At 69.7% G+C, this 14,226-nt stretch carries 13 protein-coding genes and 1 riboswitch; of the genes, 5 read left to right on the top strand and 8 right to left on the bottom strand.

Annotated elements, in window-relative coordinates; genetic code table 11:
* Nucleotides 1-16: 16 nt before the first annotated feature.
* The gene (locus AB0D74_RS34610) at nt 17-982 is read right to left on the bottom strand and encodes a helix-turn-helix domain-containing protein (protein WP_362595741.1); all 966 of its coding nucleotides are present in this window, start codon (nt 980-982) and stop codon (nt 17-19) included.
* 93 nt (nt 983-1,075) lie between these two features.
* Between AB0D74_RS34610 and AB0D74_RS34615 the strand changes: the two genes are divergently transcribed.
* Nucleotides 1,076-1,327, top strand: a complete 252-nt coding sequence (locus tag AB0D74_RS34615; protein WP_362595743.1) for a hypothetical protein — start codon at nt 1,076-1,078, stop codon at nt 1,325-1,327.
* On the opposite strand, the gene AB0D74_RS34620 is transcribed toward AB0D74_RS34615, so the two are convergent.
* The 6 genes from AB0D74_RS34620 to AB0D74_RS34645 all read right to left on the bottom strand — a co-directional run bounded on the left by AB0D74_RS34620 (nt 1,240) and on the right by AB0D74_RS34645 (nt 8,338).
* Complete coding sequence (locus AB0D74_RS34620) at nt 1,240-2,247, bottom strand: ribonucleotide-diphosphate reductase subunit beta (protein WP_352363296.1); 1,008 nt, start codon at nt 2,245-2,247, stop codon at nt 1,240-1,242. The two genes, AB0D74_RS34615 and AB0D74_RS34620, sit on opposite strands and share 88 nt — an antisense overlap.
* A complete protein-coding gene (locus tag AB0D74_RS34625; protein WP_362595746.1) occupies nt 2,247-4,622 on the bottom strand; it encodes a ribonucleoside-diphosphate reductase subunit alpha in 2,376 nt (791 codons plus the stop codon). The genes AB0D74_RS34620 and AB0D74_RS34625 overlap by 1 nt, the downstream gene beginning before the upstream one ends.
* Before the next feature lie 124 nt (nt 4,623-4,746).
* A riboswitch (cobalamin riboswitch) is annotated at nt 4,747-4,879 on the bottom strand.
* Nucleotides 4,877-5,431: a GNAT family N-acetyltransferase gene (locus AB0D74_RS34630; RefSeq protein ID WP_362595748.1), complete on the bottom strand. Its 555-nt coding sequence runs from the start codon at nt 5,429-5,431 to the stop codon at nt 4,877-4,879. Its footprint overlaps the riboswitch before it by 3 nt.
* A 94-nt stretch (nt 5,432-5,525) precedes the next feature.
* A complete protein-coding gene (mctP, locus tag AB0D74_RS34635; RefSeq protein ID WP_362595750.1) occupies nt 5,526-7,130 on the bottom strand; it encodes a monocarboxylate uptake permease MctP in 1,605 nt (534 codons plus the stop codon).
* The gene (locus AB0D74_RS34640; RefSeq protein WP_362595752.1) at nt 7,127-7,399 is read right to left on the bottom strand and encodes a DUF3311 domain-containing protein; all 273 of its coding nucleotides are present in this window, start codon (nt 7,397-7,399) and stop codon (nt 7,127-7,129) included. Before AB0D74_RS34640 ends, mctP begins: the two co-directional genes overlap by 4 nt.
* Before the next feature lie 174 nt (nt 7,400-7,573).
* Entirely contained in the window at nt 7,574-8,338 is a 765-nt protein-coding gene (locus AB0D74_RS34645; RefSeq protein WP_352363284.1) for a GntR family transcriptional regulator, read from the bottom strand.
* Nucleotides 8,339-8,697: 359 nt separating this feature from the next.
* Between AB0D74_RS34645 and AB0D74_RS34650 the strand changes: the two genes are divergently transcribed.
* From AB0D74_RS34650 to AB0D74_RS34665, 4 genes are all read left to right on the top strand, one after another.
* Nucleotides 8,698-9,984 carry an extracellular solute-binding protein gene (locus AB0D74_RS34650; protein WP_362595755.1) on the top strand — a complete coding sequence of 429 codons (1,287 nt, stop codon included), beginning with the start codon at nt 8,698-8,700 and terminating at the stop codon, nt 9,982-9,984.
* A 226-nt stretch (nt 9,985-10,210) separates the two neighbouring features.
* The gene (locus AB0D74_RS34655; RefSeq protein WP_362595757.1) at nt 10,211-11,185 is read left to right on the top strand and encodes a sugar ABC transporter permease; all 975 of its coding nucleotides are present in this window, start codon (nt 10,211-10,213) and stop codon (nt 11,183-11,185) included.
* Nucleotides 11,182-12,024 (top strand): carbohydrate ABC transporter permease, encoded by an 843-nt coding sequence (locus tag AB0D74_RS34660; protein WP_362595759.1) that lies wholly within the window; start codon nt 11,182-11,184, stop codon nt 12,022-12,024. The genes AB0D74_RS34655 and AB0D74_RS34660 overlap by 4 nt, the downstream gene beginning before the upstream one ends.
* 9 nt (nt 12,025-12,033) lie before the next feature.
* Nucleotides 12,034-13,524: a glycoside hydrolase family 3 protein gene (locus AB0D74_RS34665; protein ID WP_362595761.1), complete on the top strand. Its 1,491-nt coding sequence runs from the start codon at nt 12,034-12,036 to the stop codon at nt 13,522-13,524.
* Nucleotides 13,525-13,560: 36 nt separating this feature from the next.
* Here AB0D74_RS34665 and AB0D74_RS34670 read toward each other — a convergent pair whose 3' ends face one another.
* The gene (locus AB0D74_RS34670) at nt 13,561-14,103 is read right to left on the bottom strand and encodes a GNAT family N-acetyltransferase (protein ID WP_362595763.1); all 543 of its coding nucleotides are present in this window, start codon (nt 14,101-14,103) and stop codon (nt 13,561-13,563) included.
* Between the last annotated feature and the right edge of the window lie 123 nt (nt 14,104-14,226).

Genomic DNA, 14,226 nt, shown 5'->3' on the forward strand with positions numbered 1-14,226 from the left:
TGATACCGGCGCGCGCTCAGGCGGCCTCCGGGCCCCGGAACGCGCGCCGGTAGGCGTTCGGCGTCGTCCCCAGCGACTTCACGAACTGGTGCCGCAGCGCGGCTGCCGTCCCGAAGCCGGTCCGGCCCGCGATGGCGTCCATCGTCTCGTCCGTCCCCTCCAGCAACTCCTGCGCCAGCAGCACCCGTTGCCGCAGGATCCAGCGGTACGGCGTGGTCCCGGTCTCCTGCTGGAAGCGGCGGGCGAAGGTGCGCGGGGCCATCACGGCGCGGGCGGCCAGCTGCTCGACGGTGACCTCCTCGTCGAGGTGTTCCGTCATCCAGGCCAGCACCCCGCCGACCGTGTCGCAGGGACCCTCCGGCAGCGGTCGCTCGATGTACTGGGCCTGGCCGCCGTCCCGGTGCGGGGGCACCACCATCCGCCGGGCGATCTTCCTCGCGATCTCCGGGCCCTGCTCCTTGCGCACGATGTGCAGGCAGGCGTCGATCCCGGCCGCGGTGCCCGCCGAGGTGAACACCGGGTCCTCATCGACGTACAGCACGTCCGGCTCGACCCGGGTGCGCGGATAGCGGCGGCCCAGCAGCTCCGCGTGCCGCCAGTGCACCGCGCACCTGCGCCCGTCCAGCAGCCCGGCCGCGCCGAGCACGAAGACGCCCGAGCAGACGCTGAGCACCCTGGCGCCCCGGTCCACCGCCCGGCGCAGCGCGTCCAGCAGCTCGGGCGGGTAGTCCCGGACGACGTTGGAGTCCGAGGCCGGCACCGCGATCAGGTCGGCCTCGTCGAGGCGGTCGAGGCCGTACGGGGTGGAGACGGTGAGGCCGGGCACATGGGTGCCGAGCGCGGGCCCCTCCGCGGAGACCACCGCGAAGTCGTACACCGGCAGCCCCTCGTCGGAGCGGTCGAGTCCGAAGACCTCGCAGACCACCCCGAGCTCGAAGGGGTGCACACCGTCGAGGAGCACCGTCGCCACGTTCTTCAGCATGCTGCCAGTGTGCCTCGCCGCTGGCAGTAATTCGAGGGTGTGTGGCAGTGCTGCCACTGACGGTAAGGAGTCTTCCGCGCGACAGTGGTGTCCATGAACGGAAACCAGATCGAAGGTCTCGTCGGAATGGTCCTGGTCCTCGGCATCCTGGTCCTCATGGCCCTCCCGTCCGTGCTCGGCGTCCTGCGCGACAGGCGCATCGACCGGCAGATCAGGGAGGCCCACGAGGACCGCGGGGAGTGGGAGACCCGGAAGGCTCAGAAGTCCTCGTCCAGGTCGACGGTGCCCTCCACCGCCACCTGGTACGCGGACGGACGCCGCTCGAAGAAGTTCGTCAGCTCCTGAACCCCCTGCAACTCCATGAAGGAGAACGGGTTCTCCGAGCCGTACACCGGGGCGAAGCCCAGGCGGCCGAGCCGCTGGTCGGCGACGCACTCCAGGTACTGGCGCATCGAGTCCGTGTTCATGCCGGGCAGGCCGTCACCGCACAGGTCACGGGCGAACTGGAGCTCCGCCTCGACGGCCTCCCGGAGCATGTCGGTGACCTGCTGCCGGAGCTCGTCGTCGAAGAGCTCCGGCTCCTCCTTGCGGACGGTGTCGACGACGTCGAACGCGAAGCTCATGTGCATCGTCTCGTCCCGGAACACCCAGTTGGTGCCGGTGGCGAGACCGTGCAGCAGACCCCGGCTGCGGAACCAGTAGACGTAGGCGAAGGCGCCGTAGAAGAACAGGCCCTCGATGCACGCGGCGAAGCAGATGAGGTTGAGCAGGAAGCGGCGGCGGTCGGCCTGGGACTCCAGGCGGTCCAGGTTCTCCACCGAGTCCATCCACCTGAAGCAGAACTCGGCCTTCTCGCGGATGGAGGGGATGTTCTCGACCGCGGCGAACGCCGCGGCGCGGTCCTCCGGGTCGGGCAGGTAGGTGTCGAGCAGCGTCAGATAGAACTGGACGTGCACGGCCTCCTCGAACAGCTGCCGGCTCAGGTAGAGCCGCGCCTCGGGGGAGTTGATGTGCTTGTACAGCGTCAGCACCAGGTTGTTCGCCACGATCGAGTCGCCGGTCGCGAAGAACGCCACCAGCCGGCCGATCAGGTGCTGCTCCATCGGGGACAGCTTCGCGAGGTCGGCGACGTCCGAGTGGAGGTCGACCTCCTCCACGGTCCAGGTGTTCTTGATCGCGTCCCGGTAGCGCTCGTAGAAGTCCGGGTAGCGCATCGGGCGGAGCGTGAGCTCGAAGCCGGGGTCGAGAAGGTTCTTGCTGGACATTACTGGCAGGCCTCGCAGGACTCGGGGTTTTCCAGGGAGCAGGCGACGGCGTCTTCGGGGGCCGCCTGCTGGACGGGGATGGTGGCTTGCGCCTGGGCGGCGCGGGCGATCCGGGTCGCCGGCCGCGAGCGCAGGTAGTACGTCGTCTTCAGGCCCGACTTCCAGGCGTACGCGTACATCGAGGAGAGCTTGCCGATGGTCGGCGTCTCCAGGAACAGGTTCAGGGACTGGGCCTGGTCCAGGTACGGGGTGCGGGCGGCGGCCATGTCGATCAGGCCGCGCTGCGGGATCTCCCAGGCGGTGCGGTAGAGGTCGCGCACCTCCTGCGGGATCCACACGAAGTCCTGCACCGAGCCGTTGGCCTCGCGCAGCGCCTCGCGGGTGCGGGCGTCCCAGACGCCGAGGTTCTTGAGGTCCTGCACCAGGTAGGAGTTGACCTGGAGGAACTCGCCGGACAGCGTCTCGCGCTTGAAGAGGTTCGAGACCTGCGGCTCGATGCACTCGTAGACGCCCGCGATGGAGGCGATGGTGGCGGTGGGCGCGATCGCGAGCAGCAGGCTGTTGCGCAGGCCGACGGTGGAGACGCGTTCGCGCAGCGCCGCCCAGCGCTCCGGCCAGGTGAACTCGACGCCGTAGTGGTCGGGGTGGAGCACGCCCTGTGCGGTACGGGTCTTCTCCCAGGCCGGCAGCGGGCCGCCGCGCTCGGCGAGGTCGGCGGAGGCCTCGTACGCGGCGAGCATGATCCGCTCGGCGATCCGGGTGGACAGCGCCTTCGCCTCGGCGGAGTCGAAGGGCAGCCGCAGTTTGAAGAAGACGTCCTGCAGACCCATGGCGCCGAGACCCACGGGACGCCACTTGGCGTTGGACCGGCCCGCCTGCTCGGTCGGGTAGAAGTTGATGTCGACGACCCGGTCGAGGAAGGTCACGGCGGTGCGGACGGTCTCGTCGAGGCGCTCCCAGTCGATGTCACCGCCCGCCGTGTCGACGAAGGCGCCGAGGTTGACGGAACCGAGGTTGCAGACGGCGGTCTCGCCGTCGTCCGTGACCTCCAGGATCTCCGTGCAGAGGTTCGAGGAGTGGACGACGTGTCCGGGCAGGGCCGTCTGGTTCGCGGTGCGGTTGGCCGCGTCCTTGAAGGTCATCCACCCGTTGCCGGTCTGCGCGAGGGTGCGCATCATCCGGCCGTACAGGTCACGGGCCGGGATGGTCTTGTGCGCGAGCCCCGCCGCCTCGGCCTTGCGGTAGGCCGCGTCGAACTCCTCGCCCCACAGGTCCACCAGCTCCGGCACGTCGGAGGGGGAGAACAGCGACCACGGCTCGTCGGCGTTGACCCGGCGCATGAACTCGTCCGGGATCCAGTGCGCCAGGTTGAGGTTGTGGGTGCGGCGGGCGTCCTCGCCGGTGTTGTCGCGCAGCTCCAGGAACTCCTCGATGTCGGAGTGCCAGGTCTCCAGGTAGACCGCGGCGGCGCCCTTGCGCCGGCCCCCCTGGTTCACCGCGGCCACCGAGGCGTCCAGCGTCTTCAGGAACGGCACGATGCCGTTGGAGTGCCCGTTGGTGCCGCGGATCAGCGAACCCCGGCTGCGGATGCGGGAGTACGACAGGCCGATGCCGCCGGCGTGCTTCGAGAGGCGGGCGACCTGGTGGTAGCGGTCGTAGAGGGAGTCCAGCTCGTCCTTCGGGGAGTCGAGGAGATAGCAGGACGACATCTGGGGGTGCCGGGTGCCGGAGTTGAAGAGGGTGGGGGAGGAGGGGAGGTAGTCGAGGCGGCTCATGAGCCCGTAGAGCGCGGCGACCTCGGCCACCGACCTGACGGTGTCGTCCTCGGCGAGACCGGCGGCGACCCGGAGCATGAAGTGCTGGGGCGTCTCGATCACGCGGCGGGTGATCGGGTGCCGGAGCAGGTAGCGGCTGTGCAGCGTACGGAGGCCGAAGTAGCCGAAGCGGTCGTCGGCGGCCGGGTCGACGAGCGCGTCGAGGCGGGCCGCGTGCAGCCGGGCGAACTCGGCGGTCCGGTCCGCGATGAGACCCTCGCGGTGCCCCACCGCCACGGACTCCGTGAAGGACGTCACGCCCTGCGAGGCGGCCTCGGCGCGGATGGAGACGGTGAGCAGACGTGCGGCCAGCCGCGAGTAGGCGGGGTCCTCCGAGATCAGCCCGGCGGCGGCCTCGGTGGCCAGCTCGCGCAACTCCGACTCGTCGGCCCGCGCGGACCGCCCGCGCAACGCGGCGGCGGCGACCCGGCCGGGGTCGGCGTCGGGGAGGTCGGCGGTCAGCTCGGTCAGGGTCCGCAGCAACGCGGTGCCGGGACCGTCGTCCGCCATGGATTCCACAGAGCTGGTCGCTGAGGCCGGGTCGGCTGGCGCGATGGTCACGTGGGGCTCTCCCTCGCTGGGCACGGGGCCTGGCGGAGGGCAGCGGGCAGCACGAGCGCGCGCGGGCACGCGTCGAGACCCCGGCCCACTCCACGAGGCCCGGACGTCAGAACGCCCGAACCGGGTGGCTGGGCGTGCTGTCGGCAGGTCCTCGGACTGACTCCTGTGCACGAACATGCACAAGTACACCGTTGCGGGACAGTTCCGGATTCGCACCGGATTCCCCTGCGGCGACAGCGAGCATGAGCATACATCTAGTGCCGGGCTGTCACGTCACCCCCAGATGTTGTGTCGTGGAGGTGTCGGAGCGTCAGCTCGTAGGTGAGAAGGGTGACGTCCGCCAGCTCGGGCAGGGGGCGCCAGTCCCGCTCGGGTGTGCGGACGAAGCCCAGGCGTTCGTAGATCCGGTGGGCGGCGTGCATGGTCCGCTGGGTCGACAGCACGACGGCCGTGCAGCCCGCCACGGCCCGTGCGCGGTCGACGCAGGCCCGTACGAGGGACTCGCCGGCCCCGCGGCCACGGGCGGCCCCGGCGACGGCCAGCATCCTGATCTCGGCCTGCGAGGGGGCGGCGATGTCGGCCATCGGGCCGGGGCCGGGGGTGAAGGTGACACCGCCGAGGAGGGTGTCGCCGTCCACGGCGACGAGGACGGTGGCCGCGGCTGCCCGTTTCGCGACGTTCTTGAGTTCGGTGAGATACACGTCGCTCTCGCCGAAGTCGAGGAGGCCGTCGTGGAGGTAGGCCTGGGCCGTGATGCCGCCGAGGGCGTCGTACTCGGCGGGTCGCGCTTCGCGGATCAGGATCGTCATGCGGGTGAGTGTGTACGACAGCGGGCCGCCGTGGTGTCTGAATTCGGCGGCCCGCTGCGGGTCGTGTGGGGCTGGTCGCGCAGTCCCCGAGCTCCTAAAGGGGCGCTACAGCCGGCGGGAGTTCCACCTCCACGTCCGGGTCGTCTGCGTCCGCCGTGTAGTCGGCGGGGCTGGTCTCGTCGAGGCCCTCGGGGGCCTTGAGGGCCTTGAGGGCGAAGGTCAGGACCACCGTGACCACCACGTTCATCACGAAGGCGGTGAGGCCGATGTAGCCGATCTGGCCGAGGCCGGGGATCTCCTTGGAGGAGCCGCCGAAGTGCGCCTGGGTCGGGGAGGCCACGCCGTACGCGGCGGCCGTGCCGTAGACCATGCCGACCGCCCAGCCCGCCAGCAGGGCCCAGCGGTGGAACCAGCGGGTGAACAGGCCGCCGACCAGGGCCGGGAAGGTCTGCAGGATCCAGATGCCGCCGAGGAGCTGGAAGTTGATGGCGACCGTCTTGTCCATGGTGAGCACGAAGACCAGCGCGCCCACCTTCACCAGCAGCGAGACCAGCTTGGAGACCTGGGCCTCCTGCTTCGGCGTGGCGTCCGGCTTGATGAAGTCCCGGTAGATGTTGCGGGTGAAGAGGTTCGCCGCCGCGATGGACATGATGGCCGCGGGGACCAGGGCGCCGATGCCGATCGCCGCGAAGGCCACGCCCGCGAACCAGTCCGGGAACATGTTCTCGAACAGCTGGGGGATGGCCAGCTGGCCGTTGGTGACCTTGACGCCGGCCGCGATGGCCATGAAGCCCAGCAGGGCGAGCAGGCCCAGCATCAGGGAGTACAGCGGCAGGATCGTGGTGTTGCGGCGGATCACGTCACGGCTCCGGGAGGAGAGCGTCGCGGTGATCGAGTGCGGGTACATGAACAGGGCCAGCGCGGAGCCCAGTGCCAGGGTGGCGTACGTCCACTGGCCGGCCGCGGGCGGGACGAGACCGCCCGCGCCCGCCGCCGTGAACTTGTCGCCCGCCTTGGCGAAGATGTCGTCGAAGCCGCCCAGCTTGATCGGGATGTAGATGATCGCCACCGCGATGACGAGGTAGATCAGCGCGTCCTTCACGAACGCGATCAGGGCGGGGGCCCGCAGGCCGGAGGAGTAGGTGTAGGCCGCCAGCACGCCGAAGGCGATGAGCAGCGGGAGGTCCTTCACGAACCAGTTGGTGTTGTCGCCGCCGCCCACGCCCATCACGTCGAGCACCGCCTGGATGCCGACGAGCTGGAGCGCGATGTACGGCATCGTCGCCAGGATGCCGGTGAGGGCGACGGCCAGCGAGAGGCCCTTGGAGCCGAACCGGCCGCGCACGAAGTCGGAGGTCGTCACGTAGCCGTGCTTGTGCGAGACCGACCACAGGCGCGGCAGGAACGTGAAGATCAGCGGGTAGACCAGGATCGTGTACGGCACCGCGAAGAATCCGGCCGCGCCCGCCGCGTAGATCGCCGCCGGGACGGCGACGAAGGTGTACGCCGTGTACAGGTCGCCGCCGAGCAGGAACCAGGTGACCCAGGTGCCGAACGACCGGCCGCCGAGCCCCCATTCGTCGAGCGAGTGCTCGTTCTCGGCCTTGCGCCAGCGCGCGGCCAGGAAGCCCATGACCGTGACGGCCAGGAAGAAGAAGATGAAGACGCCGAGCGCGACGCCGTTCACACCGTCCTTCACCGCTGCACACCCCCGCTCGTGCCCGTGGCCCTGCGGCTGCGCTGGTCACGCTGCCACAGCTGGTAGGCGGTCATCGTGAGCACCGTGGAGAGCAGCACCCACAGCATCTGGTACCAGTAGAAGAACGGGATCCCGATGAACACCGGGTCCGTCTTGGCGTACGAGCCCACCCACAGCAGCGCCACGAAGGGGGCTATCAGGCAGAGGGCGATGGCGACGCGGATGGGCGTCACCACCGCCGCTTTGGTCACATCGGACGCATCTGACATCTCGCGGCTCCGTCCCCTCACTGACCGCACGGCGATCACCGTTGTTCACCTGTGTAATGCGCAGGCAATCATGGCGAAAGCGAAAGGTCAGCGGAAGACCTCCTCCGCATATCGGTATGTCGATTCGGTGGAGAAGGGTGACGTGCCGTCAGGCGGGGCGGGGTGTGAACGTGGTCAGTCCTGGGGCCTCTTGAGCCGGGCGACGAACTTGTAGCGGTCGCCGCGGTACACCGAGCGCACCCACTCCACCGGCTGGCCGTCGCGGTCCAGGGAGTGCCGGGAGAGCATCAGCATCGGCAGACCCACGTCGGTGCCGAGCAGGCCGGCCTCGCGCGGCGTCGCCAGCGAGGTCTCGATGGTCTCCTCGGCCTCGGCGAGATGGACGTCGTACACCTCGGCGAGGGCGGTGTACAGGGACGTGTACTTGACGAGGGAGCGGCGCAGGGCCGGGAAGCGCTTCGCGCTCAGGTGCGTGGTCTCGATCGCCATCGGCTCGGCGTTGGCCATGCGCAGCCGCTCGATGCGCAGCACGCGACCGCCTGCCGTTATGTCGAGCAGTCCGGCGAGCCGGTCGTCGGCGGTGATGTAGCCGATGTCCAGCAGCTGCGAGGTCGGCTCCAGGCCCTGGGCCCGCATGTCCTCCGTGTAGGAGGTGAGCTGGAGGGCCTGGGAGACCTTGGGCTTGGCGACGAAGGTGCCCTTGCCCTGGATGCGTTCGAGCCGGCCCTCGACGACCAGTTCCTGGAGGGCCTGGCGGACGGTGGTGCGGGAGGTGTCGAACTCGGCGGCCAGGGTGCGCTCGGGCGGGACCGGGGTGCCGGGGGCCTGGGTCTCGGTCATTTCGAGCAGGTGCTTCTTCAGGCGGTAGTACTTGGGCACGCGCGCGGTACGGACGGCTGTCCCGCTCTCGTTCTCCGCACTGCTGACGTCGGTGCTCATGCTCCGCCTTCCCGGCTTATTGACGCGGCTCGCCTCGTGGCACGGCAGCGTACGGGATGTGCCCTGCACCCTGCGTGATCCCCTCTGTATACCGTCGCGGGCGCTGTTGGTCTAGTCCACCGAGCGAGTGGTCTACCGGAATTGTCTCGTCCGCGCCTCGGGTTTTCGAGGGTTTCTTACTTAAAGGTTCCTGCATATGTAGGTCGCATAACGGCTGGTCGGAGCCTATTCGGCCACCCTTGACAGGCCTGGTGGTCTGGGCCAAGCTTCCCGCACTGGTCTACACCATTGGTCCAGGTCCCGGCCCAACGCTCGTGCGGGGAGGCAGGGGGGTTTGTGGCATCCCTGAGGAGGGTGGCGTGAAGCGCAAGCTGATAGCCGCGATTGGTATCGCGGGCATGGTCTTCTCGGTCGCGGCGTGTGGCAGTGACAACAAGGACGACAACAAGTCCCAGGGCTCGGACGCCAAGGCACTGACCGTCTGGCTCACGGTCGACGCCCAGAACAACTGGCCCGACCTGGTCAAGGCCGCCGACGCCGCCGTGCAGAAGAAGCACCCCGGCATCAAGATCAAGCACGAGTACTACGCGTGGCCGGACAAGAACACCAAGCTGGACGCCGTCCTCGCCACGGACAAGGCCCCCGACGTGGTCGAGATGGGCAACACCGAGATGCTCGGCTACATGGTCAAGGGCGCCTTCGCCCCCGTCGACGCCTCCCAGTTCGCCGGCTCCGACCAGTGGCTCGACGGCCTCAAGGCCTCCGTCACCTACCAGGGCAAGACCTACGGCGTGCCGTACTACGCCGGTGGCCGCGTCGCCAACTGGCGCAAGGACATCGCCGCCTCGGCCGGCATCAAGACCACGCCGAAGACCTACACCGAGCTGACCGCCGACCTGGACAAGATCCAGAAGAAGGAAGGCGACAAGTTCAGCGCCTGGTACCAGCCCACCCGTGACTGGTACGCGGCCATGTCCTTCGTCTACGACGCCGGCGGCTCCATCGCCGTGGAGAACGGCGGCAAGTGGCAGGGCAACCTCTCCTCGGCCGAGTCCATCAAGGGCCTCACCGAGTTCAAGAGCGTCATCGACAAGTACATGCACGGTGACAAGACCAAGGACGAGTCGGACCGCTACATCGTCTACGGCCAGGGCAAGTCGGCCATGATCTTCGGTGCCGCCTGGGAGGGCGCGACCGCGGCCGACCCGAAGAACGACAAGACCGGCGGCAAGCTGAAGGACAACCTGGTCAACTTCGTGATGCCCGGCCCGTCCGGCAAGAACATGCCGGTCTTCCTGGGCGGCTCCGACCTCGCCATCCCGGTGAAGTCGAAGGCGCAGGGCGTCGCCGCCGAGTGGATCAACGCGTTCACCGGTCCCTCCGGCCAGAAGGGCCTGATGGCCAAGGGCAACCTGCCGAACAACAAGACCGACCTCGCCACGCTGAAGAGCGACCCGGCGACCGCGGTGCCGGCCGAGGCGGCCGAGTCCAACTGGTTCGTGCCGATGGCGCCGGGCTGGGGCCAGGTCGAGAAGGCCCAGGTGCTCCAGACGATGCTGCAGAACATCGGCACTGGCAAGGAGAGCGTCGAGGCGGCGGCCAAGGAGGCCGACGCGGCGATCGACAAGGTCATCAACACCCCGTGACGGCCTGCGGCCTGGCCTGGCCGACGGGGGGCCAGGCCAGGCCGGTGGGTTGATGCCAGAAGGAGCCGCGACGGGTCGGCGGGTCGGTGCCGGTTCGTTGTGGCTGGTCGCGCACACGCGGCGGTAGCCGCATATGGATGCCGCCTCGCGCCCCTCAAGGCGCGCGAAGCGCGCCCCCGGGGGCGCGCGGCTGGCGGCCTCTCTCGATCTGTTTGAGGAGCGCACGATGAGTGCCGTTGATACGACCACACCCGCGAAGGTGCCGGCACCTCCACCGGACTCCCCGAGAAGACCACGTGCGAACCGGCGCTCGGGCGGGCCCGCCGTGCCCTGGCTGCTGCTCGCCCCCTGCCTGCTGGTCCTGGCGCTCGTCCTGGGCTATCCGCTCTACCGGCTGGTCACCCTCTCCTTCCAGCAGTTCGGGCAGACCCAGCTGTGGGGTTTCAAGCCGGCCGAGTGGGTCGGGTTCGGGAACTTCTCCAAGGTGCTGGGCGACAGCGAGTTCTGGCAGGTCGTGCTGCGCACGATCTTCTTCGCGGCCGGCTGCGTCATCTTCACCATGGTCGTCGGCATGCTCGTCGCCCTGCTGCTCCAGCGCGTCTCCGGCTGGGTGAAGACGCTGGTCAACATCGCGCTGGTGGCCAGCTGGGGCATGCCGGTCATCGTCGCCACCACGGTCTTCAAGTGGCTCTTCGACTCCGACTACGGCATCCTCAACGCCCTGCTCAGCAAGCTCCCCGGGGTCGACATGGTCGGCCACAACTGGTTCGCCAGCGGACCCGAGGGACTCGCGGTGATCATGCTCCTGGTGGTCTGGGGAGCGGTCCCCTTCGTGGTCATCACGCTCAGCGCCGGACTCACCCAGGTCCCCAAGGAACTGGAGGAGGCCGCCCGCCTCGACGGCGCAGGACCCTGGGGCGTCTTCCGCTACGTGACGCTGCCCATCCTCAAGCCGGTGATCGTGATGCTCACGACCCTCTCGGTCATCTGGGACATGGGCGTCTTCCCGCAGGTCTTCGTGATGCGCGGCGGCCACCCCGAGGCCGAGTTCCAATTGCTGACCACCTGGTCCTACGACCGCGCCTTCGTGGTCAACGACTACGGGCAGGGCTCCGCGATCGCCCTGCTCACCGTGCTCCTCCTGCTCGGCGTCGTCGCCGTGTACATGCGCCAGATGCTGAAGATCGGAGAGGTCGAATGAGCACCGCCGCCACCCCCGGCCACCGGAAGTCGAAGGCCGGCTGGAACCTCCTCGGCCTCCTCGTCTTCGTCGTCGCGGGCTTCCCCGTCTACTGGATGCTGAACACGGCGTTCAAACCGGCGAAGGACGCCATCGACCCGGACCCGAGCCTGCTGCCCACCGGCATCACCTTCTCCAACTTCAGCCGCGCGCTGGACATCGCCGACTTCTGGGGCCCCGTCGGCCGCAGCCTGATCGTGTCCCTCTCCGTCGTGGTGATCGGCATGGTCGTCGGACTGCTGGCCGCCCTGGCCATCTCCCGGTTCGCCTTCCGCGGCCGCAAGATCGTGATCGTCGGCATCCTCGCGGTCCAGATGATCCCCCTGGTCGCCATGATCATCCCGGTCTTCCTGCTCCTCAACGACCTGGACCAGTACGACAAGCTCAGCGGCCTGATCATCACCTACCTGACCTTCATCCTGCCGTTCACGGTCTGGACCCTGCGCGGGTTCATCGTCAACATCCCGAAGGAGCTGGAGGAGGCCGCCATGGTCGACGGCTGCTCCCGTACCGGCGCCTTCGTCCGCGTGGTCTTCCCGCTGCTCGCCCCCGGCCTCGTCGCCACCTCGGTCTACGGCTTCATCCAGGCCTGGAACGAGTACCTCTACGCCCTGATGCTGCTCAGCCAGGACCACCAGACGGCCACCGTCTGGCTGGCCAACTTCACCACGCAGCACGGCACCGAATACGCCCCGATGATGGCCGGCGCCACCATGCTCGCCGTGCCGATCGTCGTCCTGTTCCTCCTCGTCCAGCGCAAGATGGCCGCGGGCCTCACCGCGGGCGCCGTGAAGGGATAACCCCATCCGATGACGACATTCGCCAGCGGTACGGACACACTCACGCGCGACGCGCTGACGGTCCTCCAGCCGGGCTTCACCGGCACCACCGCTCCCGACTGGCTGCTGCGCCGGCTCGGCGAGGGCCTCGCCTCCGTGGGCGTGTTCGGCCGCAACATCATCTCGGCCGAGCAGCTCTCGGCCCTCACCGCCCAGCTCCGCGCCGAGCGGGACGACGTCCTGGTGGCGGTCGACGAGGAGGGCGGTGACGTCACCCGCCTGGAGGTGCGCACCGGTTCCTCCTTCCCCGGCAACCACGCCCTCGGCGCCGTCGACGACCCGGAGCTGACCCGGCAGGTCGCCCTGGAGCTGGGCCGCCGCCTCGCCGCGTGCGGGGTGAACTTCAGCTGGGCCCCGGTCGCCGACGTGAACTCCAACTCCGCCAACCCGGTCATCGGCGTCCGCTCCTTCGGCGCCGACCAGGACCTGGTCGCCCGGCACACGGCGGCCTATGTCACCGGGCTCCAGGCGGCCGGGGTGGCGGCCTGCACCAAGCACTTCCCGGGCCACGGCGACACCGCCGTCGACTCCCACCTCGCGATGCCCCGCATCGACGCGAGCACCGAGGTCCTGCACGCCCGCGAGCTGGTGCCCTTCCGCGCCGCCATCGCGGCCGGCAGCCGCGCCGTGATGAGCGCGCACATCCTGGTCCCCGCCCTGGACCCGGCCCGGCCGGGCACGCTCTCCCACCGCGTGCTCACCGAGCTCCTGCGCGGCGAACTCGGCTACGACGGCCTGATCGTCACCGACGGCATCGAGATGCAGGCCATCGCCGGCACCTACGGCATCGAACACGGCACCGTCCTGGCGCTCGCCGCCGGAGCCGACGCGATCTGCGTGGGCGGCGGCCTCTCGGACGACGAGACGGTACGACGCCTGCGCGACGCCCTGGTCGAGGCGGTCCGCTCCGGCGAGCTCCCCGAGGAACGCCTGGCGGACGCGGCGCAGCGGGTACGGGCCCTGGCGACCTGGACGGCCACGACGGAGGTGGCCAAGCCGGACCCGACCCTCACGGACATCGGCCTCGTCGCCGCCCGCCGCGCGCTTCATGTGACGCGCGTCGACCCCTACACGCCCCCGGCCGAACCGGTCTTCGTCGCCTCCTTCACCCCCGAGACCAACATCGCCGTGGGCACGGAGACCCCGTGGGGTGTCGCCGCCGCACTGACCCGGCTGGTGCCCGGCACCGAGACCGGCAGCTTCGCGGGCGAGGACGCGGGCCACGCGGCGATCGTGGCGGCGGGGGAGCGCCGGATCGTCGCCGTGGTCCGGGACGAACACCGGCACCCCTGGATGGCCGGGGCCCTGGACACCCTGCTCAAGGCCCGCCCCGACACGATCGTGGTCGAGATGGGCGTACCGCAGGCCACGCCCCGGGGCGCCCTGTACATCGCGACGCACGGTGCGGCCCGGGTGTGCGGAGCGGCGGCGGCCGAGGTCATCGCGGGCGTGCCCGGCTAGCGCGGCCCCTCCGGGCGGTCCTCGGCTCCGGCAGCGTCACCGGGCCGGGGACCGCACCCCGAACCACTGCTCGGCGTCCCACGCCACGAACCGCTCCAGCTCGGTGAAGCCGAGCTTCGCCGCGAGGCGCATCGAGCGGGCATTGGCGGTCTGGGTGTAGAGCACCACCGGCTCACCGGGCCGTACGCCGGAGAACCAGTCGAGCGCCGCCGCGCAGGCCTCGGCGGCGTACCCGCGCCCCCACGCCCCGGGCAGGAACAGGTACCCGAGGTCGGTCCCGCCGGCCTCCCGGCGGTGTTCGCTGCCCGGCGTCTCGGGGGCGTGCGGTTTGAGCTGAACGGTGCCGATCATCGCTCCGTCGAGCTCGACCACGAACCACCCGGGTTGCCGCCCGGGCACCTCGGACACCGTCCGCTCCAGCTCGGCACGCGGCCGGGGGCCGCCGACATAGGCGTTCACCTCGGGCGAGGCGCTCAGCTCGATGACCGCCGCCCGGTCCCGCCCCTCCGACTCACGCAGCACGAGCCGCTCGGTCTTGATCGGAGCAGGAGGCCAGACGTCGTTTCCTAATACAGTCATGGCGCGCAACGTATCGGACGCGCCCCAAAGGGGCGCGGGGAACTGCGCGAGCAACCCACCACGCGCCGGCAGTCCGCATCGAACCGCACCCGGCAGACGGATCCGCTAAATCCCCTGCCAGTC

This window comes from Streptomyces sp. NPDC048278 (assembly GCF_040652195.1).
In the GTDB taxonomy this organism is placed as follows: Bacteria; Actinomycetota; Actinomycetes; order Streptomycetales; family Streptomycetaceae; genus Streptomyces.